This is a genomic window from Cellulomonas alba (assembly GCF_030362835.1).
GTDB classification, from domain to species: Bacteria; Actinomycetota; Actinomycetes; order Actinomycetales; family Cellulomonadaceae; genus Cellulomonas; species Cellulomonas alba.
On the sequence record NZ_JAUCGQ010000001.1, the window covers coordinates 1,862,473 to 1,887,382 of the forward strand.

General features: G+C 75.7%; 25 protein-coding genes. 12 read left to right on the forward strand and 13 right to left on the reverse strand.

Features of this window, described 5'->3' with window-relative positions; all coding sequences use genetic code 11:
* The first annotated feature begins 229 nt into the window (after positions 1-229).
* Complete coding sequence (locus QRT04_RS08540; protein WP_289454792.1) at positions 230-982, forward strand: SDR family oxidoreductase; 753 nt, start codon at positions 230-232, stop codon at positions 980-982.
* Between the two features lie 50 nt (positions 983-1,032).
* Here QRT04_RS08540 and QRT04_RS08545 read toward each other — a convergent pair whose 3' ends face one another.
* Together QRT04_RS08545 and QRT04_RS08550 are read right to left on the reverse strand one after the other, a co-directional pair.
* Positions 1,033-1,497 (reverse strand): nitroreductase/quinone reductase family protein, encoded by a 465-nt coding sequence (locus tag QRT04_RS08545; protein WP_289454793.1) that lies wholly within the window; start codon positions 1,495-1,497, stop codon positions 1,033-1,035.
* 88 nt (positions 1,498-1,585) lie between these two features.
* Entirely contained in the window at positions 1,586-3,799 is a 2,214-nt protein-coding gene (locus tag QRT04_RS08550; protein ID WP_289454794.1) for an MMPL family transporter, read from the reverse strand.
* Positions 3,800-3,838: 39 nt separating this feature from the next.
* Here QRT04_RS08550 and QRT04_RS08555 point away from each other — a divergent pair, with 39 nt between their 5' ends.
* From QRT04_RS08555 to QRT04_RS08580, 6 genes are all read left to right on the forward strand, one after another.
* Positions 3,839-4,300, forward strand: a complete 462-nt coding sequence (locus QRT04_RS08555; protein WP_289454795.1) for a MarR family winged helix-turn-helix transcriptional regulator — start codon at positions 3,839-3,841, stop codon at positions 4,298-4,300.
* An 82-nt stretch (positions 4,301-4,382) separates the two neighbouring features.
* Positions 4,383-4,964 carry a DUF6529 family protein gene (locus QRT04_RS08560; RefSeq protein WP_289454796.1) on the forward strand — a complete coding sequence of 194 codons (582 nt, stop codon included), beginning with the start codon at positions 4,383-4,385 and terminating at the stop codon, positions 4,962-4,964.
* Positions 4,964-5,443: a Rieske (2Fe-2S) protein gene (locus tag QRT04_RS08565; protein WP_289454797.1), complete on the forward strand. Its 480-nt coding sequence runs from the start codon at positions 4,964-4,966 to the stop codon at positions 5,441-5,443. Before QRT04_RS08560 ends, QRT04_RS08565 begins: the two co-directional genes overlap by 1 nt.
* Before the next feature lie 187 nt (positions 5,444-5,630).
* Positions 5,631-6,131 carry a pyridoxamine 5'-phosphate oxidase family protein gene (locus tag QRT04_RS08570; protein ID WP_289454798.1) on the forward strand — a complete coding sequence of 167 codons (501 nt, stop codon included), beginning with the start codon at positions 5,631-5,633 and terminating at the stop codon, positions 6,129-6,131.
* Between the two features lie 132 nt (positions 6,132-6,263).
* Entirely contained in the window at positions 6,264-7,376 is a 1,113-nt protein-coding gene (locus tag QRT04_RS08575; protein WP_289454799.1) for a carboxylate-amine ligase, read from the forward strand.
* A 4-nt stretch (positions 7,377-7,380) separates the two neighbouring features.
* Positions 7,381-7,902, forward strand: a complete 522-nt coding sequence (locus QRT04_RS08580) for a metallophosphoesterase family protein (protein ID WP_289454800.1) — start codon at positions 7,381-7,383, stop codon at positions 7,900-7,902.
* A 78-nt stretch (positions 7,903-7,980) separates the two neighbouring features.
* Here the strand turns inward: QRT04_RS08580 and QRT04_RS08585 are convergent, their stop codons facing one another.
* From QRT04_RS08585 to QRT04_RS08610, 6 genes are all read right to left on the reverse strand, one after another.
* The gene (locus QRT04_RS08585) at positions 7,981-8,184 is read right to left on the reverse strand and encodes a hypothetical protein (RefSeq protein WP_289454801.1); all 204 of its coding nucleotides are present in this window, start codon (positions 8,182-8,184) and stop codon (positions 7,981-7,983) included.
* Between the two features lie 100 nt (positions 8,185-8,284).
* The gene (locus QRT04_RS08590) at positions 8,285-11,020 is read right to left on the reverse strand and encodes an FtsX-like permease family protein (protein WP_289454802.1); all 2,736 of its coding nucleotides are present in this window, start codon (positions 11,018-11,020) and stop codon (positions 8,285-8,287) included.
* On the reverse strand, positions 11,017-14,190 hold the full coding sequence (locus QRT04_RS08595; RefSeq protein WP_289454803.1) for an FtsX-like permease family protein: 3,174 nt from the start codon (positions 14,188-14,190) through the stop codon (positions 11,017-11,019). Before QRT04_RS08595 ends, QRT04_RS08590 begins: the two co-directional genes overlap by 4 nt.
* A 1-nt stretch (position 14,191) precedes the next feature.
* On the reverse strand, positions 14,192-14,935 hold the full coding sequence (locus QRT04_RS08600; RefSeq protein WP_289454804.1) for an ABC transporter ATP-binding protein: 744 nt from the start codon (positions 14,933-14,935) through the stop codon (positions 14,192-14,194).
* Positions 14,932-15,870: an ABC transporter ATP-binding protein gene (locus tag QRT04_RS08605; protein ID WP_289454805.1), complete on the reverse strand. Its 939-nt coding sequence runs from the start codon at positions 15,868-15,870 to the stop codon at positions 14,932-14,934. The genes QRT04_RS08600 and QRT04_RS08605 overlap by 4 nt, the downstream gene beginning before the upstream one ends.
* Before the next feature lie 81 nt (positions 15,871-15,951).
* A complete protein-coding gene (locus QRT04_RS08610) occupies positions 15,952-16,647 on the reverse strand; it encodes an alpha/beta fold hydrolase (RefSeq protein ID WP_289454806.1) in 696 nt (231 codons plus the stop codon).
* A gap of 121 nt (positions 16,648-16,768) precedes the next feature.
* On the opposite strand from QRT04_RS08610, the gene QRT04_RS08615 reads away from it, so the two are divergent.
* From QRT04_RS08615 to QRT04_RS08630, 4 genes are all read left to right on the forward strand, one after another.
* Positions 16,769-17,569 carry an AraC family transcriptional regulator gene (locus QRT04_RS08615; protein WP_289454807.1) on the forward strand — a complete coding sequence of 267 codons (801 nt, stop codon included), beginning with the start codon at positions 16,769-16,771 and terminating at the stop codon, positions 17,567-17,569.
* A gap of 7 nt (positions 17,570-17,576) precedes the next feature.
* Positions 17,577-18,158 carry a TetR/AcrR family transcriptional regulator gene (locus tag QRT04_RS08620; protein WP_289454808.1) on the forward strand — a complete coding sequence of 194 codons (582 nt, stop codon included), beginning with the start codon at positions 17,577-17,579 and terminating at the stop codon, positions 18,156-18,158.
* Positions 18,159-18,244: 86 nt separating this feature from the next.
* Positions 18,245-19,387 (forward strand): ABC transporter permease, encoded by a 1,143-nt coding sequence (locus tag QRT04_RS08625; protein WP_289454809.1) that lies wholly within the window; start codon positions 18,245-18,247, stop codon positions 19,385-19,387.
* Entirely contained in the window at positions 19,384-20,076 is a 693-nt protein-coding gene (locus tag QRT04_RS08630; RefSeq protein ID WP_289454810.1) for an ABC transporter ATP-binding protein, read from the forward strand. The genes QRT04_RS08625 and QRT04_RS08630 overlap by 4 nt, the downstream gene beginning before the upstream one ends.
* Before the next feature lie 98 nt (positions 20,077-20,174).
* On the opposite strand, the gene QRT04_RS08635 is transcribed toward QRT04_RS08630, so the two are convergent.
* Positions 20,175-20,546: a nuclear transport factor 2 family protein gene (locus QRT04_RS08635; protein WP_289454811.1), complete on the reverse strand. Its 372-nt coding sequence runs from the start codon at positions 20,544-20,546 to the stop codon at positions 20,175-20,177.
* A 380-nt stretch (positions 20,547-20,926) separates the two neighbouring features.
* On the opposite strand from QRT04_RS08635, the gene QRT04_RS08640 reads away from it, so the two are divergent.
* On the forward strand, positions 20,927-22,183 hold the full coding sequence (locus tag QRT04_RS08640) for a sialidase family protein (RefSeq protein WP_289454812.1): 1,257 nt from the start codon (positions 20,927-20,929) through the stop codon (positions 22,181-22,183).
* A gap of 217 nt (positions 22,184-22,400) precedes the next feature.
* Here the strand turns inward: QRT04_RS08640 and QRT04_RS08645 are convergent, their stop codons facing one another.
* The 4 genes from QRT04_RS08645 to QRT04_RS08660 form a co-directional block, all read right to left on the reverse strand.
* Entirely contained in the window at positions 22,401-23,180 is a 780-nt protein-coding gene (locus QRT04_RS08645; RefSeq protein WP_289454813.1) for an SDR family NAD(P)-dependent oxidoreductase, read from the reverse strand.
* A gap of 181 nt (positions 23,181-23,361) precedes the next feature.
* A complete protein-coding gene (locus QRT04_RS08650; RefSeq protein WP_289454814.1) occupies positions 23,362-23,937 on the reverse strand; it encodes a GNAT family N-acetyltransferase in 576 nt (191 codons plus the stop codon).
* Positions 23,938-24,269: 332 nt separating this feature from the next.
* Positions 24,270-24,629, reverse strand: coding sequence for a hypothetical protein (locus tag QRT04_RS08655; RefSeq protein ID WP_289454815.1), 360 nt, complete (start codon positions 24,627-24,629; stop codon positions 24,270-24,272).
* A 3-nt stretch (positions 24,630-24,632) separates the two neighbouring features.
* The gene (locus tag QRT04_RS08660; protein WP_289454816.1) at positions 24,633-24,872 is read right to left on the reverse strand and encodes a hypothetical protein; all 240 of its coding nucleotides are present in this window, start codon (positions 24,870-24,872) and stop codon (positions 24,633-24,635) included.
* Positions 24,873-24,910 lie beyond the last annotated feature (38 nt).

Genomic DNA, 24,910 nt, shown 5'->3' on the forward strand with positions numbered 1-24,910 from the left:
GTCCACGCTCGCAGCGCGCCCGGCTGCGGCGGATCCGCCGGCCGGCCAGCGTTCGGCGCGCCCGGGTGGAGCCACGGGATCCACCGATCGGTGGAGGGCGCCACGCCCAGGTGACGCACGGCGACGCGGTGTTCCGGGGCGGTCGAGGTCGCGACCCGCTGACCTGGGAGGTCCGGGCTCCTATGGTGAGGGTCGTGACGAGAGCCGCCACCACCCACCGGAGGTCACCATGAGGCTCGTCGTCATCGGCGGGACCGGGCGCATCGGCGCCGCGGCCGTGGAGCAGCTCCGCTCCCTCGGCCACGAGGCGGTCGCGGCGTCACCGAGCGCCGGGGTCGACGCGTACACGGGTGCCGGGCTCGCGGACGCGCTCGCCGGTGCGGACGTCGTGGTCGACGTGTCGAACGCCCCGGCGTCGGGGCTCGACCCGCTGACGTTCTTCACCACGTCGACCCGGAACCTGCTGGCCGGCGAGCGCGCGGCGGGTGTCCGGCACCACGTGGTGCTCTCGATCGTCGGCGTCGACCGGGCCGCGGACAGCCCGTACCTGGGCGCCAAGCTGGCGCAGGAGCGCGTGGTCGAGGCGGCGGACGTGCCGTTCACCATCCTGCGCGCGACGCAGTTCTTCGAGTTCCTCGCGGCGATCGCCGACCGGCAGACGCACGACGGCGTGGTGCGCTCGTCGACGGGCGCGGTCCAGCCGGTCGCCGCGAGCGAGGTCGTCGAGGCGGTCGTCGACCTGGCGCTCGGCCCGCCGCTCGGCGGCGTCGTCGACGTGGCCGGGCCGGAGCGCTTCGCGCTGGACCAGCTGCTCCGCGCGGAGCTCGCCGCGGCCGGTGACCCCCGGCCCGTCGTCGGCGACCCGCAGGCGCGGTACGCGGGCGCCCTGCTCGGCGCGACGACGATCGTGCCGACCGGCGCGGCGCGTCTGGGCACGGTGACGCTCACGGAGTGGCGGGCCGCTCGGACCGTCACGCGCTGAGCCGGGTGGCTCGGGCGCGCCGCCGGCCGAAGGGCGCACCGGTACCCGGGCTACCCCGCCTTGCGCCGCAGGTGGATGACGGGGATCTCGCGGTCCGTCTTCGTGGTGTACCCGTTGAACCGCGGCGCGGCCGCCACGATCTGCGCCCACGCGCGCTCGCGCTCCTCGCCGTGCAGCTGCTCGGCCACCACGTCGTAGGACTCGCCGTCGACGTCGATGCGCACGCGGTCGGGGTGCGCCGCGAGGTTGTGGTACCAGGCGGGATGGCGGGCGGCGCCCCCCGCGGACGCCGAGATCAGCCAGCCGCCGTCGGGCGCGGGGAACCACGCGACGGGCGCCTGGCGCTCCTGGCCGGTCCGCGCGCCGACGGTCGTCAGCGCGAGCGCGTTCAGGCCGACGACGCCGCGGCCGCCCTTCTTGCGGATGCGGTGCACCTGGCGGTCGTTGACCCACCGCATGATCGCGCCGGACGGCTGGCGCGCGCCGCGGGTGCCGTTGGGGGTGTCGAAGCTCATCGTCGTTCAGCTCTCCTCGCTCCACGGACGCGCCGCCACACGCCAGGGCGGCGGCTGCCGCACCGCCCGCGCGGTCGCGCCGACGACGCTACCGGCCGCCCCCGACACGGCCCAGCGCACTCGGCCACCACGTCCGCCGGCCGATGTCGTGCACCAGCGCGGGCACGAGCAGGCTCCGCACCACGAGCGTGTCGAGCAGCACCCCGAACGCCACGACGAACGCGATCTGCGCGAGGAACAGCAGCGGGATCACGCCGAGTGCCGCGAACGTCGTCGCGAGCACCACGCCGGCCGACGTGATCACGCCGCCCGTCACGGCCAGCCCGCGCACCACGCCGTCCCGCGTCCCGACGCGCACCGACTCCTCCCGCACGCGCGTCATCAGGAAGATCGAGTAGTCCACGCCGAGGGCGACCAGGAACACGAACGCGAACAGCGGCACCGCGGGGTCGGCGTCGGGCAGGTGCAGCACGTGGTTGAACACGAGCGCGCTGACGCCGAGCGCCGCACCGAACGAGAGCACGTTGGCCGCGAGCAGCAGCGCGGCGGCGACCACCGACCGGAGCAGCAGCATCAGGATCACGCCGATCACGGCGAGGACGACCGGCACGATCACCCCGAGGTCGCGCTCGCTCGCCCGCTGCGTGTCGAGGTTCTCCGCGGCGGCACCGCCGACGAGGGCGTCGGGTGCGGCCCCGTGGGCGGCGTCCCGCACCTCCCGGACGACCGCGACGGCCTCCTGCGAGTCGGAGGGTGCGCGCGTCGTCGCGTCGAGCCGCACGCGGCCGTCGACGACGACCGGCTCGCCGCCGCCCGCCGGGGCCCCCGCCGCGGCGCCCGTGTACGGCGCGACGGCCTCGACGCCGGCGACGTCGCGGACCGCCTGGGTCACCGCGTCGGCCTCGTCCTGCGGCACGACGATCGTCACCGGCTGCACCGCTCCGGCGGGGAAGTGCCGCGCGAGCACCTTCTCGCCGTCGACCGCGTCCACGCGGGTCAGGAACACGTCGGCCTGGCTGGTCCCGCCGGCGCGCAGCGTGGGCAGGAACGCTGCCGCGCCGACCAGCACGAGCGCCGTGACCACCCACACCACCCGGTCCCTCCGGCCGACGAACCGCGCGAGGCGCCCCCAGACACCGTGGACGGCGACGGGGTCGGCGTCGGCCGCACCGGCGTCGAACCGCGGCACCCGGGGCCAGAACAGCGCGCGCGACCGGCGACCCGCCACGATCAGCAGCGCCGGGAGCAGCGTCATCGTGGCGACGAACGCCGACGCGATGCCGATCGCGGCCACGGGACCGAGGCTGCGGTTCGATCGCAGGTCGGACAGCAGCAGGCAGAGCACGCCCGCGATGACGGTGCCGGCGCTCGCCGCGATCGGTGCGAGGCACGCCCGCAGCGCGGTGCGCAGCGCGTCCCACGGGTGCTCGTGCGTGCGCAGCTCCTCGCGGTAGCGGGCGACCAGCAGCAGCGCGTAGTCCACCGACGCGCCGACCACGAGGATCGAGAGGATGCCCTGCGACTGCCCGTTGAGCACGAGCGTGCCCGCGTCGGCCAGGTGGTAGACGACGAGCCCGGCGAGGCTGAGCGCGAACACCGGCGTGAGGATCACGACGAGCGGCAGCAGCGGCGACCGGTAGACCAGCACGAGGATCAGCAGCACCGCCCCGAGCGCGACGAGCAGCAGCACGCCGTCGATCCCGCCGAACGCCGTGACGAGGTCGGCGACGAAGCCCGCGGGTCCGGTGACCCAGGCGTGCAGCCCGGCCTGCCCGGCGGTGTCGGCGGTCGCGCCGAGCTCGCGCTCGAGCGAGTCCCGCACCGCCGCGACGAATGCTGTGGTTACGCGCTCGCCGTCCGGCAGCACGCGGTCGGCCGTCGCCGCGTCGAGCGGCAGGACGACGAGCAGCGCGCTCCCGTCCTGCGCCGGCACGACGGTCGGCTCGCCGGCGAGGTCGTCGGCCCACGCGCCCCCACCGGGCGCCGACGCCTGCCCGATCGTCGGCGCCCAGGCCCGGACGGCGGCGGTCTGCGCGTCGCTCACCGCCGCCCCGTCCGCCGGCTCCAGCACGACGAGCGTCGGCAGCGTGGCCTCGTCGACGAACGCGCCGGCGGCCTCCGCGGCGCGCGTGGACTCGGCGGAGGCCGGCAGGAACGCCGCGGCGTCGTTCTTCTGCACCTGCGACAGCGACCCCTGCGCCTGGCCGCCCACGGCACCGACGGCGAGCCACACCAGGAGCACGACGGCGACGACGAGGGCCCGGAGCAGGTGGGTGCGGCGCATACTCAGCATGCTGAGCATTCTGCGTTTCGCTAGACAAGCAAGCAAATGGGAGGACGGATGAGCCCGGCGGCCCGCGACGACGACCCCGCGCGGTGGCCCGTCGGTCGTCTCCTGTCGGCCGCCGCGCGGCGCGTCGAGCGCGAGTGGAACGCCCACCTCGCCGCGTGGGACCTGAACCACGCGAGCCTGCCGGTCCTCTTCCTGCTGCTCGAGGGCGCACGCACCCAGCGCGAGCTCGCGGTCGCGGTCGACGTCTCGGAGCAGACCATGAGCCGCACGGTCGCGACGCTGGCGCGCGCCGGCTACGTCACACGGACGCCCGACGCCGCCGACCGTCGCCGGCTCGAGGTCGCCGTGACGGCGTCGGGACGTTCCGCGGTCCTCGCGGCCGGCGCGCCCGGACCCGCCGAGGAGATCGTCGTCCGCGGGCTCAGCCCGGCCGAGGCCGACGAGCTGCGCCGGCTGCTGGCCGTCGTCGCGCGTGCCGGGACGCGGCCGGACGGCGCTGACGGCACCTGACCGCGTGGGGGTTCCACCCAGGACCCCCTTGCGCCCGTGCGGGCACCGGGTGGATACCTGGACGGTCGAGCGGAGGACCGCCATGGCCGAACCCGCGGCCGCACCCCGATCACCCGCACGCACCCCGCCGCGCGGCTGGGCGCTCGCCGGGCTCGGCGTCGTCGTCCTGGCCGTCGCGGCCCTCCTCGCCGCCTACGCGCGGGTGCACCCCGGCGACGGCGCCGCGCTCACCACGCTGTGGTTCAGCGGCATGCTCCAGATGAAGGCGTGGCTCGCGACCGCCGCGCTCCTGCTCGCCGTCGTCCAGGTCCTGTCGGCGCTCGCGATGTACGGCCGGCTGCCCCGCGTCACGTCTCCGCCGCCGTGGGTGGCCGGGCTGCACCGCTGGAGCGGGACCGCGGCGTTCCTGCTGACGCTGCCCGTGATGTTCCACTGCGTGTGGTCGCTCGGCTTCTCCGACACCTCGGCGCGCACGCTCGTCCACTCGGTCGCCGGCTGCCTGCTGTACGGCGTGTTCGCGGCGAAGATGCTCGCGCTGCGCGTGCGCGGGCTGCCGTCGGCTGTCGTGCCGGTGCTCGGCGCGGTGCTCGTGACGCTGCTGGTCGTCGCGTGGTTCACGTCCGCGCTGTGGTTCTTCGGCCAGCCCGACGTGGTGAAGCTCTGATGGCCGGCGTCGGGGCCGAGGACGGCCGCGAGGGCGTCGAGCGCCGGGCCGTGGTCGAGGTCGCGGCGGTGGCGGTCGTCGCCGGGGTCGCGGGGTACGTCGGCTTCCGGGTCGCGGCGCCCACCCCCGGTGGTGGCACGTACGGGATCACCGGCGGCGAGCCGAAGCCTCCGGCGGCGACCACAGGGGCGGGCGGCGCGGCGCTCGCACCGCTCGCGGACGTGCCCGACGGTGGCGGCGTCGTGCTTGCCGACCAGCGGGTGGTGCTGACCCGCACCGGCTCGCAGGTGCACGGCTTCTCGGCGGTGTGCACGCACCTCGGCTGCCTCGTCCGCGACGTGCACGACGGCGAGATCCGGTGCCCGTGCCACGGCAGCCGGTTCGACGCCACGACGGGCGCCGTGCTGCAGGGCCCGGCGACGCGCCCGCTCGCGTCCGTCCCGGTCGCGGTCGAGGACGGCGAGGTGGTGCGCACGTGAGCCGCCGCTGGCCGACCCTGCTGTGGATCGCGGGAGCTGCGCTCACCATCGGCGCGCTGATCGCCGGCCTGCACCCCTGACGCCGCGCGGGCGGCGTCGCGCCCCGCGAGTGCGGGTGCGCATCCGCGGACCTACCGTGACCGGGCGTCGGGTCGTCGGCGCGCAGCGCGCGCGGACGGAGGCAGTCATGGGGCACGACGAGCACGGCACGGTCGAGAGTCAGATCGAGAAGGTCACCGAGCTGGTCAAGAAGGCGAACGTGGCGATGCTCACGACGATCGCGCCCGACGGTCGACTGGTGAGCCGCCCGATGGGCGTCCAGGAGGCCGACTTCCGCGGGGACCTGTGGTTCTTCGCCGACGCGGACAGCCACAAGGCGCACGAGGTCGAGGGCGGCGCCCCCGCGAACGCCGCCTTCGCCGACTCCACGTCGTGGGTGTCCGTCTCGGGGACCGCCGAGGTCGTGCGGGACGTCGCCAAGGCCCGCGAGCTGTGGAACCCCGTCGCGGAGGCGTGGTTCCCGGACGGCCCCGAGACGCCGGGCCTGGTGCTCCTCGTGCTGCACGGCGAGACGGCGGAGTACTGGGAGTCGCCCGGCAACCGGCTGACGACGGCCATCAGCCTCGTGAAGGCGAAGGTCACGGGCGAGCGCTACGACGGCGGAGAGAACGAGACGGTCCGCCTCTGACCGAGCGCGGGCCGCGGCGCCGGCCGCCGGCCGCATCGGTGCGAGCCGCGCCGTGCCGCCGTGACGGGTGGTCCGCGGTCGCCATGCGCCGTTCGGCGCGCGGCGCGTGGGCCCTCCCCGCAGACTGTCCGCGTGCGAACACTGGGAGTCGAGGAGGAGTTCCTGCTGGTCACCCCCGAGGGCGAGCCGCAGGCGGTGGCGCATGCGGTGCTCCGCGCGGCGGCGCGAGACGCCGCGGCCGTCGAGCCCGACGAGCCGGACGAGCCCGGCGGCGCTCTCGAGAAGGAGTTCAAGCAGGAGCAGGTCGAGGTCTCGACCCACCCGCGCGAGAGCCTCGCGGACCTGCTCGACGAGGTCCGCGCCGGGCGCGCGCTGGCCGACGAGTACGCCCAGCGCGCTGGCGCCCGGGTCGCGGCGCTGGGCACCGCTCCCCAGGCCGTCGAGTCGACGGTGCTCGCCGACCGGCGCGCGCACCGGATCCGCGCCGAGTTCGGCCAGACGGCCCGCGAGCAGCTGACGTGCGGGTGCCACGTGCACGTGTCCGTCGAGGACGACGAGGAGGGCGTGCGCGTGCTCGACCACCTCCGGTCGTGGACGCCCGTGCTCCTCGCCCTCAGCGCGAACAGCCCCTGGTGGCAGGGCTCTCGCACGGGGTACGCGAGCTACCGGTCGCAGGTCTGGGGCCGGTGGCCCTCGGCCGGCCCGACGTCCCCGTTCGGCGACGCCGCGGGCTACCGCGCGCTGGTCGACGACCTGCTCAGCACGGGCGCGGTGCTCGACCGCGGCATGCTCTACTTCGACGCGCGCCTCTCGGACCGGTACCCGACCGTCGAGGTGCGCGTCGCCGACGTGTGCCTCGACGCCACCGACGCGGTGCTGCAGGCGGCGCTCGTGCGCGGGCTCGCCGAGACCGCCACGCGTGCCGACGCGGTCCCCGCGCAGCCGCCGCGCGTCGAGCTGGTCCGGGCCGCGAACTGGCGCGCCGCGCGTTCGGGGCTCGCCGGCGACCTCGTCAGCCCGGTCGCGTGGCAGCCGCGGCCCGCGGCCGACGTGATCGGCGAGCTCGTCGACCACGTGCGCGACGCGCTCGCCGACGCAGGCGACCTCGACTGGGTCGAGCGCCAGGTCGAGCAGGTGCTGAGCCGCGGCAACGGCGCGCTCGAGCAGCTCACGTGGCGCGACGAAGGTGCCGACGACGCCGAGGTCGTGCGGCGCGCGGTCGACCGGACGCACGCCGCGGGCTGAGCGCATGCCGACCCGCCTGCTGCTGCTCGCGGACACGCACGTGCCGGCGCGCGCGCGGGACCTGCCTGCCGCCGTGTGGGCGGCCGTCGACGAGGCGGACGTGGTGGTGCACGCCGGCGACTGGGTCGACGTGGCGCTGCTCGACGCACTCGACTCACGTGCCCGTCGCCTCGTCGGCTGCTACGGCAACAACGACGGTCCGGCGCTCCGCGCGCGGCTGCCGCTCGTCGCGCACGTCGGGCTCGAGGGCCTCCGCGTCGGCGTGGTCCACGAGACGGGGACGGCCGCGGGGCGGGAGGCGCGCTGCGACGCGGCGTACCCGGACCTCGACCTGCTCGTCTTCGGGCACAGCCACATCCCGTGGGACACCGTGACGCCGCGCGGCATGCGGCTGCTCAACCCGGGCTCGCCGACCGACCGCCGCCGGCAGCCGACCGCGACGTACCTGACGGCGACCGCGCGCGACGGGCGGCTCGAGGACGTGGTCCTGCACCGGCTCCCGCCGCGCGGAGGTGCCGTGCGCTGAGGACGCGCCCGCGGCCAGCGGGTTCGCGCGTGCCTTCGGGCCCGCGCGGGCGAAGCGTCAGCCCGCGCGGGACCGCCGTCAGCCCTGCGGGGGCACCGACACCGTGCGCCCGGCGTCGGCCGCCGGCCGGTTGCGGCCGGCCTCCACGACCGCCTTGCCCACGTCGACCACCGCGAAGCCGAGCCGGCGCACGCTCGCGCGCACGTGCTCGTCGGTCACCACATCCGTCCCGTACGCCACGGCGCGCGAGAACGCGTCACTGAGCGGCTTGGTGCTCGCCACAGTCACCACCTCGTCCCTGTCGGAGCCAGTCACCGCAGCGTCGCACCGAAAGGCGCGGCCGACGACCGGGGAGAGCTCGCTCGCCGCGGAGCGCGACCGGTCAGCGGACCCGCAGCACCTGCCCGAGCCGCTCGCGCCGACGCGCGGACGACTCGACCGCGACGACCGCGACGACCGTCGCCGTGAGCAGCGCGACCGGCACGACCGCCCACCACGGCAGCACGACCCCCGGGTCGCCGGCCTGGCCGGTGACGAGCCGCAGCGCGAGCGGCGCGACGATCGCGCCCACGAGCAGCACGCCGAGCAGCACGCCGCCCACCGCGGCGACGAGCGTCGGCGGCAGCAGCTCGCCCGTGGCCACGCGCGCCGCGTCCCGCCCGCGGAGTCCGAGCACCCGGGCCGTCGCGAGGGAGCGCGCCCGGTCCGGTGCCGTGGCCGCGGCGTCGAGCACCACCACGACCGCGGCCAGCCCGGCGCACACCAGGGCGACCAGCGCGACGAGCGCGAGCAGGCCGCCCGCGAGCGGGTCCGCGCGACGGTCCGCGAGCCACTGCGCGCGGCCGACCACGTCCGCACCGGTCGGCGCGACCGCACGCGCGGCCGCGGCGGCGCCCGGACCGACGGCCCAGATCGTGTCGGGGTCGGCCACGGGCGACTCGGGCCCGACGAGCGTCACCCCGGTCTGCGCGGCGCGCGCCGCCGCGACTGCCCGGGCCACCGCCGCGAGCGCCGTCCGGTCCACCACGACCGTGGGCGCAGCCGACGAGCCGTCCGGCTGCTGCGCCGGCAGCGCGGGCGCCGGGCCGACGGGCGCGAGGTCGACGGTGACACCCGCCCATCGCAGCGACGGGTGGGCGCCCACGAGCGAGGTGGGCACGAGCGCCGGCAGCGGGCCGGGCTCGGTGCGCGTGGCGGCCTCGCGCGAGGCCCCGGCGAGCGTCGCGAGCTGCGGAGCGGCACCGAACCGCGTGCGGGCGAGGAGCTCGCCGTACGCACGGGGGTCCACCGCGAGCACCCGCACGGTGTCGACTCCTGGCGCGTCGAACAGGTTGGCCCGCGCCTGCACCCGGCCGACGGCCACCGCGTCCACGCCGCGGGCTGCCGCGAGCCGGGCGGCGACGTCCGGCAGCGTCGAGCTCGGCGTCGGGGTCCGCACCAGCGCGTCGGCGCCGACGCTGTCCCACGAGCCGTCGGTCTGCCCGGCGCGCGCCGTGCCCGCGAGCGCGCCGCACAGCGCGACGAGCGTCGTGACGACCACGAGCGCGACGAACGGCAGGACCGCCCCGGTCGACCGGGCGCGCGCCAGCGCGAGCAGCCCACCGGCCCGCCGCGACCGGCGCGCGACGCGGAGCGCACCACCGAGGAGCGGGGGCACCGCACGCCAGAGCAGCAGCGCGCCCGCCGCGGCGACCAGCACGGGTGCGGCCGCGAGCGCGAGGTCCGCGGGTCCGGACAACGACACGACGCCGCGGTGCCGCAGCGCGGCGAGCGCGGCGAGCGCGAGGACCACGAGCGCCGCCTCGACCGAGAGCCGCCGCACGGTGCGGACGCGCTGCGCCATGCGGCGCCGGTGCCGGTCCGTCGGGACGCGTCGGGCCTCGCTGCGCGCCGCCGTCACGGTTGCGAACGCGGGCGGCGCGAGCACGCCGGCGACCACCACGACCACGACCCACGGCCACGTGACCGGGCCGCGAGCCGCGGCGGCGCCGAGCGCCAGCCCCACCGCGGCGCCCGCGCCGACGACGACGGCGGACTCGGCGGCCGAGCGCGCCGCGATGTCCGTGAGCGACCGCCCCCGGGCGCGCAGCGTGCGCAGAGCGGTCGAACGCCGGCGCGCGAGCAGGTCGGCCGACACGAGGAGAACGAGCACGGCGGCGCCCGCGAGCCCCGCGAGCACCACCATGGCCTGCGACCACGTCGCGGAGACGCGCTGCCGGGCCTGCGTCAGCACGTCGCCGAGCCGGGTCGTGAGCCGCGGCTCGGGCCCCGGTGCGTTCAGCCTGTCCGGCGACGACTCGAGGGCGGCGAGCTTCTGGACGATCGCGCGCGACCCGGCGTAGTCGAGAGCGCGCGCGTCGACCGGGAACCGGAAGGTCCGCGTCACGCCGTCCGGCTCGAGTGCGGCACGGGCCGGCGGCAGGGACGCCGCCGAGAGCAGGCCCGCGACCACCGTGGTCGGCGCCCCGTCGGGCCCCACGATGCGCGGCTCGAGCACCTCGGGCCGCGCGGCCCACACCCGGTCGTGCGGGTCCTGCGGCTCGAACACGCCGGTCACGAGCACGGGGACCACCGTGTGGTCGGGCTTCTTCGCCTCGAACCGGTCTCCGGCGCCCACACCGAGGACGCGCGCGACGGCGCCCGAGAGCCCGAGCCGCACGGTCCCGTCGGCCCCCGGACCGGGCGCCGCGCCCGAGGTCCAGCGCACCGCGGGCTCGCCGCCCGCCCACAGGTACGTCATCCACAGCACGCCGCCGCTCGGCACCTTCGGCGTGCTGAGCGTGAGGTCGATGCTCGTCGCGTCGGCGGCGGGCGGCCCGAGCAGCGGCCGGAGCGACCGCGGCATCGCCTGCTGGATCCGGACCGCCGCGTCGTCGACGCCCGCGCGCGTCTCGGCCTCGCCGGACTCGGGGTTGGACATCCCGGCGCCGTACGTACTCGTCACGACGAGGTCCGCGGGCGGGTCGGCGCGCTCCACCGCGTCCCGCACCGCGGCGTCGGACCGGCTCGTCAGCAGCCGCGGCACCGCGTCGGTGAGCCCGACCGTGAGCGCGACGACGAGCACGGTGACGAGCAACGGCCACAGGTCGGCGCGGGCCCGGCGCCAGGCGACCCTCACGAGGCCGCGTCCATCCGCAGCTGCGCGATCGTCGCGCGGCGCACCGCGCGGGCGGCGAGCGGCACGACGAGCGCGGCGCACCCGAGCAGCAGCGCGACCACGATCCCCGCCTGCAGCGTCATCGGCCAGCGCACGACCGCCGGCGGAACGGGCGCGAGGCCCTGCGCGGAGACCGCGAGCAGCGGTCCGATCGCCCAGCAGGCCAGCGCGCCGAGCAGACCGCCCGCGAGCAGCGGCACCCCGGTGAACACGGCCTGCTCGGTCAGGACCGACGCGAGCACCGAGCGCCGCGGCGCGCCCAGCCCGTGCAACCGCGCGACGTCGAGCTCGCGCGCCTCGAGGGCGGTCGTCGAGTGCAGCGCGGTCCCGACGAGTGCCAGCGCGATCGCCGCGACGACGAGGAGCGCCGCCGCCGCACGCAGCCCCGCCCGCAGCGGGCCGTCGGCGCTCTCCTGCGCGACGGCGCTCCGCTCCGTCGCCGGACCGAGCCCCTGGGCCTCGAGCGTCTCGGCCGCTCCCGCGGGGATCGTCCCGCCGACCCACCACGCGTCCGTCAGCGTCGTCAGGCTGCCCTGGGTGAGGGCCGCGCGGGAGAGGGTGTCGACGTCGGCGAGCAGCGCGGCGGCGCGCGGCTGCGACGGGACGTAGTCGGTGATCGCGCGGACCCTGGCGATCACGGGCGTCAGGTCGAGCTTGAGCTGGACTCCCTGGCCGACCTTGAGGCCGAGGTCGTCGGCCAGCCGCCTGGAGACGACGACCGGCACCTGCTCGACGGGCGTGAACGCGAGCGCGGTGAGCACGCCGTCCGACCAGTAGATCCCCGGGAGCGAGGCTGACCCGTCGAGCGTCAGGCGCACGCCGCCCGGCACCTCGGCGGCAGTGATCCGGTCGAGCGACGCGACCACGTAGTCGTCGCTCGGGGTGAGTGCGACGGACCACGTGCCGCCGGCGGGGAGCGTCGCGCCGTGCACCATCACGTCGATCGTGACGTCGGTCGAGCTCTGCTGGTCGGGGTCGCCGGCGTCGCCGACGGCGGTGAGCCGGGCGTTCACGCCGACGAGCCGGACGCCCGCGGGCACCGCGACCGCGAGCGGGTGCGGTGCGCCGTCCAGGGGGACCGTGCCCGCGGGCAGCCCGGCGCGCGCGCCGTCCGCGTCCTGCACCACCAGGCTCAGGTCCGCGTTCATCGGCACGCGGTCCTCGACGCGGCCCGTGACGACGAGGTCGGCGCTCGTGCCCGTGAGCTGCACGCCCCCGACCGGCCCGGTCGGCGCGAGCCCCGCGGTGGTGTCGGACCACGTGCCCGACGACGGGCGTCCGCGCAGCAGCGCGTCGGCGTCACGCGTGTCGACCGCGACCAGCCGCACGCCGTCGCCGCGCTGCACGCGCGAGCCGAGCGTCACGACGCGGCTCGTCACCGGGCTGACCCGGCCCCCGGTCGCCGTGCGGATCGCGGCCCCCGCGCCGAGGGCGTCGAGCCGCGCGGGCACGGAGAGATCGGTGCCGACCGTCGCCGCCGCCTGGTCGCGCTGCGACTGCGACCAGGTCGCGGCGAACCCCACGCCGAACGTCGCGCAGGCCGTCGCGAGCACCATGAGGAACGCGGCGGCGGCGCCCTGCCGTCGACGCGCGACGCCCCACGCGGCGAGCGGCAGCGCGAGCGAGCGTGACGACGCCGCCCGGGCGTCGGCCCGCCGGGCGAGCAGCGGCAGCGGCCGCAGCGTGAGGGCCGCCCCCGCGAGGAGGCACAGCACGGGCGCGACGACGAGCACGGGGTCGGCGGTCGCGCCGGCCGAGATCCCGTGGTCGCGCAGCTGGAAGTACGCGAGCACCGCGAGCGCGATGAGCAGCAGGTCGGCGCCCGAGCGGGCCACGACGCCGACGCGGTCCTCGCGCGTGCCGCGCGGCGACCCGCTGCGCAGCCACGGCAGCACCAGCAGGCAGCCGAGCACGAGCGAGACGAGCGCGACCACGGCGACGAGCGGCACGATCCCGTCCTCGGGCACGCCGGTCGGCCCGAGGCCCACCGCGTCGGCGAGCAGGCGGTACAGCAGCAGCGCGAGCAGCGTCGCGGGCACCACGCAGAGCAGCACGAGCGCGCCCGCCTCGACCGCCGCCTGCGCGACCAGGCGCGAGCGTGACGTGCCGCGCGCGGTGAGGAGCGCGGCCTCGGGCGCGCGCCGGGCGGCCACCAGCCGGGCGGCGAGCACCACCGTGGTGGCCGCGAGCGCGCCGCCCATCAGCGCCACCGCGAGCACGCCCGAGCCCGTCACGCCGCGCTGCAGGCGGGCGTCGTCGAGCGTGCGCTGGTACGGGCGGTCGACCACGAGGTTCTGCGTCAGGCCGCCGAGCGCGCTGCTCAGGTCGCCGCTGAGGGCGTTGACGGCCGCGCCGGCCCGCGTCAGCTCGGCCGCGCTCGCGTGCGTGAGGTCCGGCTGCGCGCGCAGCGTGACGCGGCGCAGCGGCACGCCGCTCACGGCGAGCTGCCCCGGCGCGACGACGAACGGTCCGTACGCCGAGATGTAGCCACGGTAGTTCGGGCCGATTCCCGTGCCGTCGAGCGGGTCCTCGTCCCACGCGGCCGCAGGCCGCGGCACGAACGTCCCGACCACGTGGAGCTCGGCGCCCTGCCCGCCACCCGTGGCGGCGAGCGACGTCGTGCTGCCCACCGGCAGTCGTAGCGCCTGCGCCGACGACGCAGGCAGCGCCACCTCGCCCGGCGCGGTCGGCCACCGGCCGGCCGTGAGCGTCCCCCGGGCGTCGCGGTCGTCGAGCTCCGCGAGGTAGCCGAGGCGCAAAGCGTCGCCCGTGTCGGGCAGGTACTCCATGACGGTCGACGTCCAGGTGGTGAGGGTCGTCGGCAGCGCCCCGAACGGCTTGGTCAGCATCGACGACGCCTGGGCGACGGCGGCGGAGGCGTCGCGCGCGGTCGCGGCGATGCGCGCGTCGATGCTGGAGTCGTTCGGGTCCTCGGGGAAGCCGAGCGCGACCGACACCTGCACGTCGGGGTCGGGCGCGTGCACCATCGCCAGCTGCAGCGCGCGCTGCGGCGAGGCCGTCGTCAGCAGCACGCACGCGCCCACGAGCGCCGAGCCGGCGATCATCACGGCGAGGACCGCGGCGAGCACGCCGAGCTGCGCGCGCCCGCGCTCCCACACGAGCTCCCGCACGTCAGGCGTCCCCGACGAGCCGGCCGTCCACGAGCCGCACCGCCCGGTCCGCGAGCGCGATCATCAGCGGGTCGTGCGTCGCGACGAGCGCCGTCATGCCCTCGGCCTCGACCACGCCGCGGATCAGCGCCATGACGGACAGGCCCGTCTCGGTGTCGAGCTGACCGGTCGGCTCGTCGGCCACGAGGAGCCGCGGCGACCCGGCGAGCGCCCGCGCGATCGCGACGCGCTGCTGCTGACCGCCGGAGAGCTCGTCGGGGCGCTGCAGCGCGTGCGGCGCGAGCCCGACGAGGTCGAGCAGCAGCTCGACGCGGCGTTCGCGCTCGGCCACGGGCGCGACGCGCAGACGCAGCGGGATCCCGACGTTCTCCGCCGCCGTCAGCACCGGCATCAGCCCGAACGTCTGGAACACGAACGCGACGCGGTCGCGCCGCAGCTCGGCCTGCTCGTCGTCGCCGAGCGCCGCGACGTCGACGCCGTCGACCAGCACGGTGCCCTGGTCGGGCCGGTCGAGGCCGCCGACGAGGTTGAGCAGCGTCGTCTTGCCCGAGCCGGACCGCCCGACGAGCGCGACGAGCTCGCCCGGCGACACGTCGAGGTCGACGCCGCGCAGCGCGTGCACCGCGGACCTGCCGCGGCCGAACGTCCGGTGCACGCCCCTGACCTGGACCGCGGCACCGGGCTCGCGGGCCGCCGATCCCGGTCGCGCGCCGGCGGCAGCCGCGTCGACGGGCTCCGCGCTCATCGGACGACCTCCCGGCGGCTGCCGGACCGCGCGCCGCCGTCGGGCCGGACGCTCACGTGGTCGCCCTCGAGCGCGAGCCGCACGCGGCGAGTCAGCTCGAGCGCCTCGCGGTACTCCCGCGGCACCTGCACGCGACCCGCCCGGTCCATCACCGCGTACTCCTCGTGCGTCACGTCGCCGTCGGCGTCCCGGCGCAGCACCTCGCTGCTCGTCCGACCGTCGCGGATCGCGACCGTGCGCTCCACCTGCGCGCTGACGGCCGGGTCGTGCGTCACGACGACCACCGTGGTGCCGGCCTCGAGGTTCGCGGTGCGCAGCGCGTCGAACACGTCCTGCGCCGTCGCGGTGTCGAGCTCGCCGGTCGGCTCGTCGGCCAGCAGCAGCTGGGGCTCGTTCGCGAGCGCCGTGGCGATCGCCACCCGCTGCTGCTCGCCGCCCGACATCTCCTGCGGCCGCCGGTCGGCCACGTGCCCGACCCCGACGAGGTCGAGCAGCTCGTCGGCCCGGGCGGCGCGCGCGCGGCGGGCGCCCGCCGTCATCGGCACCCGGACGTTCTGCCGGGCGCTCAGGTAGGGCAGCAGGTTGCGCGACGTCTGCTGCCACACGAAGCCGACCATCTCGCGCCGGTAGGCGACCCGCTCCCGGGTGCCGACGGCCATCAGGTCCCAGCGGCCGACCCGCACACGCCCCGCGGTCGGGGCGTCCATGCCGGACAGCACGCCGAGCAGCGTCGACTTGCCCGACCCGCTCGCGCCGACCACCGCGATCATCTCGCCGTCGTCGACCATCAGGTCGAGCCCCTGCAGCGCCTGCACCTCGACGCTGCCGGACTGGAAGATCCGCACCAGGCTGTCGCAGACGACCAGCGCGTCGTGCCCGAACTCGGCGGGACGCGCGGCACCGCCACCCAAGGCCTCGAGAGTGCTCTCGGACACGAGCGGTCCCCTTCGTCGGACGAACCTGCACCCGCAGGGTAGGGCCCGCCACCGACGGCCGTCCCGTCCGACGCTCGCGCGTCACGCCGAGCCGGGTCCGGGCGTCCCGCTCCCGAGCAGCAGCGCCGCTACCGCGGCCGGCGCCTCGCGCATCGCGTCGTGCGCCGTCGGCAGGTCGTGGACCCGCCATCCGGGGTCGGCCTCGAGCCGGCGGCGCTGCTCCGCGAACGGCGTCCCCTCCCACCCCGAGCAGAAGACGAACTCCCGACGCGGCACCCGGTCGAAGCCGCCGTCGAGCCGGAGCTGCTGCACGAGCGACGCGAGCGGGTGCGGGCGGCGCCGGGGGTCGCGCCCGGGCCGTTCGGGCGGGCGGACGGCGAAGCCCTCACCCGCGGCGCCCGCGACGAACGCCTGGCGGTACGCCTCGGTCGTCGCCGACCAGCACGAGTCGCCGTCGCGCGGCACGTACGCGTCGAGGTGGACGAGCCGCTCGACCCGACCGTCGGCGCGGTCGGCGGCGCCGGCCACGACGAGGCCGCCGTAGCTGTGGCCGACGAGCGTGACGCCGCGCGCGTCCACCCGGTCGAGGCACGCGAGCACGTCGGCGACGTGCGTGTCGAGGTTCGCGGTGGCGACGGTCACCGCGTCGTCGTCGGTGCGCAGACCGGTCAGCGTCAGCGCGACGACCGCGTGGCCCGCGCGCTCCAGCAACGGCACCACCGCCTCGTACGCCCACCCGCCGTGCCAGGCGCCGGGTACCAGGACGAACGTCGTCATCCGGTGCTCCCCTCTCTTCGCGGAGCGCGCCGACCACGGCCCCGGTGACTGCGGCACGCGCTCACGAGGCTCAAGACCACCAGCCGCCGGGCGTGGCCGACCACCGGTAACCTGCCGGGCTGTGCCCGAAAGTCGCCAGCCGGTCGCCGCGCCGCTGCAGTCCCAGATCTGGCCCGCGGGCGGCCGCCACCTCTGGCCCTCGGGCGGGGTCAGCGAGTCGCACTCGCACCAGCACGGCCACCTCGTCTACGCCGCGACCGGCGTCCTCGCGGTCGTCACGGCCGGCGGGACCTCGGTGGTCCCGGCCGACCGCATCGGCTGGACCCCGGCCGGCATCGCCCACCGCCACCGCGCGCACGGCGACACGGACATGCGCATCCTCTTCGTCACGCCCGAGCTCGCGCGGCACCTGCCGGACCGGCCCGCCGTCTTCCTGGCCTCGGGCGTCGCGCGGGCGGTCACGCTCGCGCTGACGGGCGGCGACGACGACCCCGCCACGGCCCGCACCGACACCGCGCGCGCCCGCCTGCTGCGCGTCCTCGTCGACGAGCTGCGCGACACCAGCGAGCAGCGGCTCCACCTGCCCGAACCGCGCGACGACCGCCTGCGCGCGCTCGCCGCGATGCTGGCCGACGACCCGGGGGAGAACGCCTCGCTGGCGGAGCTCGGGCGCGCCGTCGGTGCGAGCTCCCGCACGCTGAGCCGGCTGCTCCACGACGAGCTCGGCATGACGTTCCGCGAGTGGCGCACCCACCTGCGCGTCTACCACGCGCTCGTGCTGCTCGCGGAGGGTCTCGACACGACGCAGACCTCGTTCCGGTGCGGCTGGGCGAACCCGAGCGGCTTCATCACGGCGTTCGCCGGCATCGTCGGGACGACCCCCGGCCGGTACCGCGCCGGGGGTCCCCACCCACCGGGATAATGCGACCGTGCCCAAGATCTCCGCCGCCACGGTCGTCGAGCACCGGGCCGCGCAACGCGCAGCACTCCTGCGGGCGACCGAGGAGCTCCTGCCCGAGTCGGGCGTCGCGGGCGTCACGCCCCGGGCCGTCGCCGAGCGCGCGGGTCTCGCGCGCTCGACGTTCTACGAGTACTTCCCGTCGCGCGACGACGTGCTCGCGGCCGTCGCTGTCGCGGCCTTCGACCGCTGGGCCGCGGAGATCGACGCGGCGCTCGCCGGCGTCGACGACGCCGACCGCCTGCGGGTCTACGTCGAGGCGACCATGCGCATGACCGCCGACGGCCGGCACGGGATCGCCTCGACCCTCCGCGAGACGGACCTCGCGCCGAGCGACCGCGAGGCCGTGATGGCGCTGCACACCACGCTGCTCGAACCTCTCCGCGCGATCCTGCGCGACTCGGGCGTGCCCGACGTCGACATCCAGGCGGCGCTGGCCCAGGGCGCGCTCGGCGCCGGCATGCAGCTCGCGGGCCACGGCGTCGACCCGGACGTCGTCGCCGCGCACGTGACGGCGCTCCTCACGAACGGGCTGTCGACGCGCGCGGTTTGACCCTCGCCTGCTTTTCGTGACACCGTGTCGGTAAGTTGCCGACACGGTGTCGGCACGTCGCCACGGCCGTGTCCGTAGGGGGTTGCATGTTCCTCGGTCTGCGCGAGCTGCGCTTTGCTCGCGGCCGCTTCACGCTCATGGGCGTCGTCATCGCCCTCGTCGCCGTCCTCGTCGTCCTGCTCTCGGGCCTGTCGGCGGGCCTCGTCAACGACGGGGTCTCGGGCCTCAAGGCCATGCGCGTCATGTCGTTCGCCTTCGACAAGGGCACGATCACCGACAACGCGTTCACCCGGTCCGTGGTCGACGACGAGCAGCTCGCCACGTGGAGCGCGGCACCCGGCGTGCGCGCCGCCGAGCCGCTGGGTGTCAGCATCGTCAACGGCACGACCGACGCGGGTCGGCAGGTCGACCTCACGCTCTTCGGTGTCGAGCCCGACGGCTTCCTGTCGCCGGCCGTGTCGAGCGGCGCTCGGTCGGCCGGACCGGGCGAGATCGTCGTGTCCCAGACCGCCGCGAGCGCCGGTCTCGCGCTCGGCACGAAGGTGACGCTGGACCGCTCGGGCGTCGAGCTCACGGTCGTCGGCTTCACCGCGGCTCAGGCGACGTTCGGGCACGTCGACGTCGCGTACCTCCCGATCGACACGTGGCGCCTGATCGCCTCGGGGAGCGCTCAGGCCGGCGCGCCCACGCCGCAGCAGATCGGCGCGCTGCACTATCCGTACTCGAGCGTCATCGCGGTCCAGGCGGGGGACGACGCGACGCTCGACACCGCCCGCACCGACACCGCGGCGGGCACCATGTCGATGACGCGCACGGAGGCGTTCAACGCCTCGCCCGGGTACCAGGCCGAGACGATGACGCTGACCATGATCCGGGCGTTCCTCTACGCCATCTGCGCCCTCGTCGTCGGCGCCTTCTTCACGGTCTGGACGATCCAGCGGACGCACGAGATCGCTGTGCTGCGCGCCGTCGGGGCGTCGACCTCCTACCTGCTGCGCGACGGCCTCGCGCAGAGCCTGGTCCTGCTGCTCGGCTTCACCGTCCTCGGCGTCGCGGCCGGCGTCGGCATGGGCGCCCTCATGCCCGACGGCATGCCGTTCTCGCTCGAGCCGGTACCCGTCGCGCTCGCCTCGATCGTCACCGTCGTGCTCGGCCTCGGCGGTGCGGGCGTGGCCATCCTGCGCGTCACTCGCGTCGAACCCGTCACCGCCCTCGGAGGACACCGATGAGCACCCCGTCCACCACCCCCGCGCTCGAGATCGTCGGCGCCCGGCTCGAGCTCGGCGACGGCGACGCCCGCGTCCACGCGCTCGACGACGTGTCGCTGCGCGTCGACCCCGGCGAGATCGTCGCGGTCGTCGGCCCGTCGGGCTCCGGCAAGTCGTCGTTGCTCGCGGTGGCAGGCGCGCTGGCCAAGCCCGACAGCGGCATCGTCCGCGTCCACGGCACCGATGTGACGGCGCTGGCGAAGAGCGCCGCGACGCGCTTCCGCCTGACGACGATCGGCTTCGTGTTCCAGAGCGGCAACCTGATCGCCGCGCTCACGGCGACGGACCAGCTGCGCCTCGCGGCCCGTCTCGCCGGCAACAGGACGGCCGACCCCGCCGCGCTCCTCGGCTCCGTGGGCATGGCGCACCGCGCCGACCACCGGCCGGACCAGCTCTCGGGCGGCGAGCGTCAGCGGGTGGGTATCGCGCGGGCGCTCGTCAACGACCCGAGTCTTCTGCTGGTCGACGAGCCGACGGCAGCACTCGACCGCGCGAGCAGCCACGACGTCGTCCGGCTGCTCGCCGCACGCGCCCACGAGGCGGGGGTCGCGGTCGTCATGGTCACGCACGACCATGACGTCCTCGAGCACTGCGACCGTGTGCTGGAGATGACCGACGGGCGGCTCGGCGAGCGGGTGCTGGCGGCCTGACCGAACGCGCGCCGGCGGACCGCGGCGCGAGCCGTGGGCCGTGGCTGACGTGGGCATGACGCCGTCGCCCGCCTCCCGTGGTCGGACGACCGTCCGGATCAGCCCGCGGCCCGCCGGGCGGCGTCGAACGGCAGCCGGTCGAAGATGATCCGCATCTGCGCGATCCGCCCGTCCACGACGGTCACGTGCTCCGCGCCCGGTGCGTCGGCGACGAGCGTCGTCTCCGTGTCGTAGACGAGCACCGCGGTGTCGCCCTCACCGAAGCCGGCGACCACCTCCGCCCGCACGACGCTGCGCGCGAACGGCTCCATGAAGGCGCGGAACGCAGCCGCGCCGGTCACCGGGCCGCCGGGCGTGCGGCAGACGATGTCGTCGGCGATGTACTGCATGGCGACGTCGAAGTCCTCGGTGGTCCACGCCTGGAAGTACGCGAGCTCGGTGGCGAGCCCGGGCGAGACGTTGTCGGTCATGGCGTCCTCCTTCGTCCCCGCCAGTGAACCGCGCCCCACCGACACGCGGGCCGTTCGGCTACGGCCTGCTGAGCACGCAGCCGTTCGGCGCGAGGTTCAGAGACCGCCGCAAGGCGGCCGACGCGGCTGCACGGTCGTCGTTGACCCGACGACCCGCTTCTCGCGAGCGCGGCACCAGCGTCGTTGCCCGTCGTCGGCGCGGCCGCGCTGCTGGCGACCTGAGGCGTCACGGCTCCGGCCGGATCCGGTTCGCGGGCTTCCGACCGAATTACGGCTTGCCGCGAAACTAATCCCCTTCTAGGGTCGCGAAGTCGCCCTTGCGCGCGGTGCGGACACCGAGGTCCACGACCGCGGACGACTGCTTCGACGGGGAGGTACTCGTGCACGACAGCCCTGAATCGGCCAGCCACTCGTCCGCGTTCTCGCGGCGCACCTTCATCCGCGCCGGGGCAGTCGCGGCAGGGCTGTCCGGCGTCGGCCTCTCGGTGTTCAGCGCCTCCGGACCGGCGGTTGCCGTGCCCCCCGCCCTCGGCACGGGTGGCCGTGGGAAGCCGCGCGACGAGGTGCCGTTCGGTCCCGTGACCGTGACGGACGGCGGTGCCGCGGGCGCGTCCTACGCGCGCGCGGTGCGGCTCAGCACCGCGCGGCCGGGCCGCTCGCGCACGCTCCTCGCGACCTACCAGAGCTTCGGCGGCACTGCCTTCCCGCTCTTCCGCAGCGACGACGACGGCCGGACCTGGACGCAGCAGGGCACCATCCTCGGGGCGACGGCCGCCCCTGGGCTCTACGTCCAGCCGCACCTGTACGAGCTCCCGCGAGCCTTCGCCGGCCTGCCGAAGGGTGCGCTCCTCTTCGCGTGCAACTACTGGCCCTTCGATCCCACGAACAACTCGATCAGCAGCACGAACATCCAGCTGTACGCCAGCACCGATGCCGGGCTCACCTGGACGTTCGTGAGCATGGTGGCGCAGGGCGGGCCGCCCGACACGACGAACGGCGCGACCCCCGTCTGGGAGCCGTTCCTCCTCCTGCACAAGAACCGCCTGATCTGCTACTACTCCGACCAGCGCGACCCCAGCTACGGCCAGAAGCTCGCACACCAGACGAGCACGGACCTGCGCACGTGGGGTCCTGTCGTCGACGACGCGACCGGCACGGAGTACGTGCAGCGGCCCGGGATGACGACCGTCGCGCAGCTGAACGAGAACCTCTGGATCATGACCTACGAGCTCGGCCTGCCCGACGGCACGTACCCCGTCCACTACCGGATCGCGAAGGACCCGGAGGACTTCCGCCACTCCAAGGCCGTCGCGCTCGTCGACCAGACCGGCCACGCCCCGAACGCCGCTCCCACCGTGACGTGGTCGAACTCGGGCAGTCCCCGCGGAACGCTCGTGGTCTCGGACGCCGACGCCCAGGACTTCTTCATCAACAGGGACCTCGGAGCACCGGACAAGTGGACGAGGCTCTCCTCGCCGATGCCCGCGGGTTACAGCCGGTTCACCGTGCCGCTCGACAGCCCCGGGTCGTGGCAGCGCCCCGGGCTCGCCTTCGTGATCACGGGGCCGACGTTCAACGACTCGTTCGACCCCACCAAGCCGCACCTGATCCAGGCGGGCGTCATCGCGCTCGACTGACCCGCACCTGCCTCGACAACGCCTGCGTCTCGACAGGACTCACGTCTGCTGTGAGCCGCGGCGCTCGGGGCGGCGGCACGCCCGGCGGGTTCCGGCCGCCGCGGCCCAGCTCTCGTGGGCCGTCTCGCGGCGAGCCTCACCCGCGCGTCCGAGCCCCATGAGGCCGAGCGACGACCGACGACCTGAGGCGCCATGAGGAGCCGCCGGATGTGTCCACTCAGGCACCGCCGGCGCGCTTGCCGCCGTCGACCGCGAGCACGGTGCCCGTGATGTACGAGGCCGCGGGCGACGCCAGCCAGACGACGGCCTGCGCGACCTCGTTCGCGCTCCCCATCCGTCTCAGCGGCACGTGCTGCCCCACGTGGTCGCGCTCCTCGGCACCGAGCCGCATGATCGGCCCGGACTCGATCGGGCCCGGCGCGACGGCGTTGACGCGTACGCCTCGCGCCGCATGGTCGACGGCACTGGTCCTCGTCAGCCCGACGACACCGTGCTTCGCCGCGACGTACGCGGACATGCCCGGCGCGGCCGCGAGCCCCGCGGACGACGCCACGTTGACGATCGACCCGCCGTCCGCCATCGCCCCGAGCTCGGCCCGCAAGCACACCAGGACACCCCGCAGCGAGACCGCGAGCACGTCGTCGATCACCGCGAGGTCGAGCTGCTCGAGCGGCGCCGGCCGGTGCGACAGCCCGACGTTGTTGACGGCGACGTCGAGCCCGTCGGGCCCGGACGCGTCGAGGACGAGGTCCGCGACCGCAGCGTCGTCGCGCACGTCGACCGCGTGGACGGTGACCTCCGCGCCGGGCCGTCCCCCCAGGAGCGCAGTGCGCAGCGCGTCGAGCGCGTCGGCGTCGCGGGCCGCGATCGTCGTGCGGGCGCCCGCTTCGACGAGCAGGCGCGCCACGGCGTTGCCGATGAGGCCGTTGGCCCCGACGAGCAGCGCGTGCGCACCCGCGAGCGGTCGAGCTGCAGGTGTGGACTCGTTTGTCGTCATCGCGGCACCACCCTCGGCTCGGCGTCCGTCCACCGTAGGACGCGCCCGTGCAGACGTCAGCGACCGCGGCCGCTGCTCGCAGCAGACGGGCGGCGGAACTCGCTCAGGGCGCCCCGCCGATGCCGTCGGCCGCGTCGCCGCCGGAGAGACGGCTGCGTCGCGGTGATCCTCGCGCGTCGGCTCACGTCGCGTCGAACGTCCGCCGCATGACCGGTCGCTCGGGCGAGCGACGGGCCACCTCCACGAAGCCGGCGGCCGCGAAGGTCGAGGCGTATCCCGTGCTCGTCGCGCTCGGCGAGCGCGTGCCGTCGAGTGGGTAGCCCTCGACGGCAGGGGCGCCGGAGGCGCGAGCGTGCTGGACGGCGGCGTCGAGCAGCGCGCGGGCGATTCCCTCCCGGCGGTATCCCTTGCGGACGTAGAAGCAGGTCACCGCCCACACCGGGACGTCATCGACGGCGCGCAGGCGCCAGGGCCGGTCGATCGCGGCGAGCGAGCTCCGTGGTGTGACCTGGCACCAGCCGACCGGGACGCCGTCCCGCAGAGCCAGCAGCCCCGGCGGTGGCCCGGACGCGACCTCCTCCTCGAGCACGCGGCGGTTCTGCTCCGCGGGTCGGTGACGGTAGTCCGCGCCGACCCGCCACAGTGCGCACCAGCAGCGCGCCGCCGGGCCGCCCTGGTCCAGCAGGTCGACGAGCAGCGGCCAGGTGGCGGCCGTGACCGGCTCGACGACGAGGCGAGGGGCCGGGGGGACGGGCACGCGTCCAGGCAACCTCGATCCGCGCCGATTGTCGACCGACTGCTTGGTCGTTCACCGTGGACCGGAAGTGGGACGACGAGCACATCTCCCGTGAGGACGGGGCTGGCGCCGTTCGCCGCCTTCGCCTCAAGCGAGAAGTCGCTGCACGCCAACTCCGGTCGACACAAGGAGCTGCCCCGCTTCGAGGCGGACAGCGCGGTCCGACTCTTCACCCCGCATCTAGGCGAGTCGGCCACCGCGGCGAGCCGACCGATAGCGTGACTGACCCTCTTGGCACCGAGCGGTCCTCCGAGGAAAGACGTGGACGGATGGCGTGGCGGCGCGGTCGGTCGTCAGAGTGGGCCATCGGGATGGGCGAGGTCGTAGGCGCGGGAGAGCTTCTGCGGTACGACCCTGCGCCATGCATCCACGACGAGCTCGCGGGCCTCCGTGGGGTCCAGCGCCGCGAGATCGGCGTGGACCCAGTTGAAGCGCAGGTCCGACTGCGCGGGGAGCCGGAACCTGCGTCGATCTCCTCCGACCAGTGCTGCCCGTTCTTCCTTCGGGAAGGCGAAACCCATCACCGCCTCGTCGAGGGAGAAAGCCACGTAGACCATCTGACCGACGCGGAACTTCAGCTGCCCGCGTACGTAGACGGGGTAGGAACGCTCCAGCTGTGTACCCAGCGCTCGAACGTCGTCGATGACCGCCATCGTTCAGTCCACCGCCAGCGCATCGAAGACCCGGGGGCGCTGGATCTCGTACAGCTCCCGGTGCCGACGCGGAGCATCGGACGGTCGAACGACGATCCTCCCGCCCACCGCCTTGTCCGGCCGGAACTGGTGTGCCGTGAAGTCCGCCTCGGGAGACCACTCCCCGGCGCTGTCGGGACGGCAGGCATCGGGTCTCCGGGCCGTGAGGAAGTGCCGGCGTGGCTGATCAACGGTGAGTGCCATGGCCGGACCTTGCCACTCGTGACTGACATCCCCTGTGG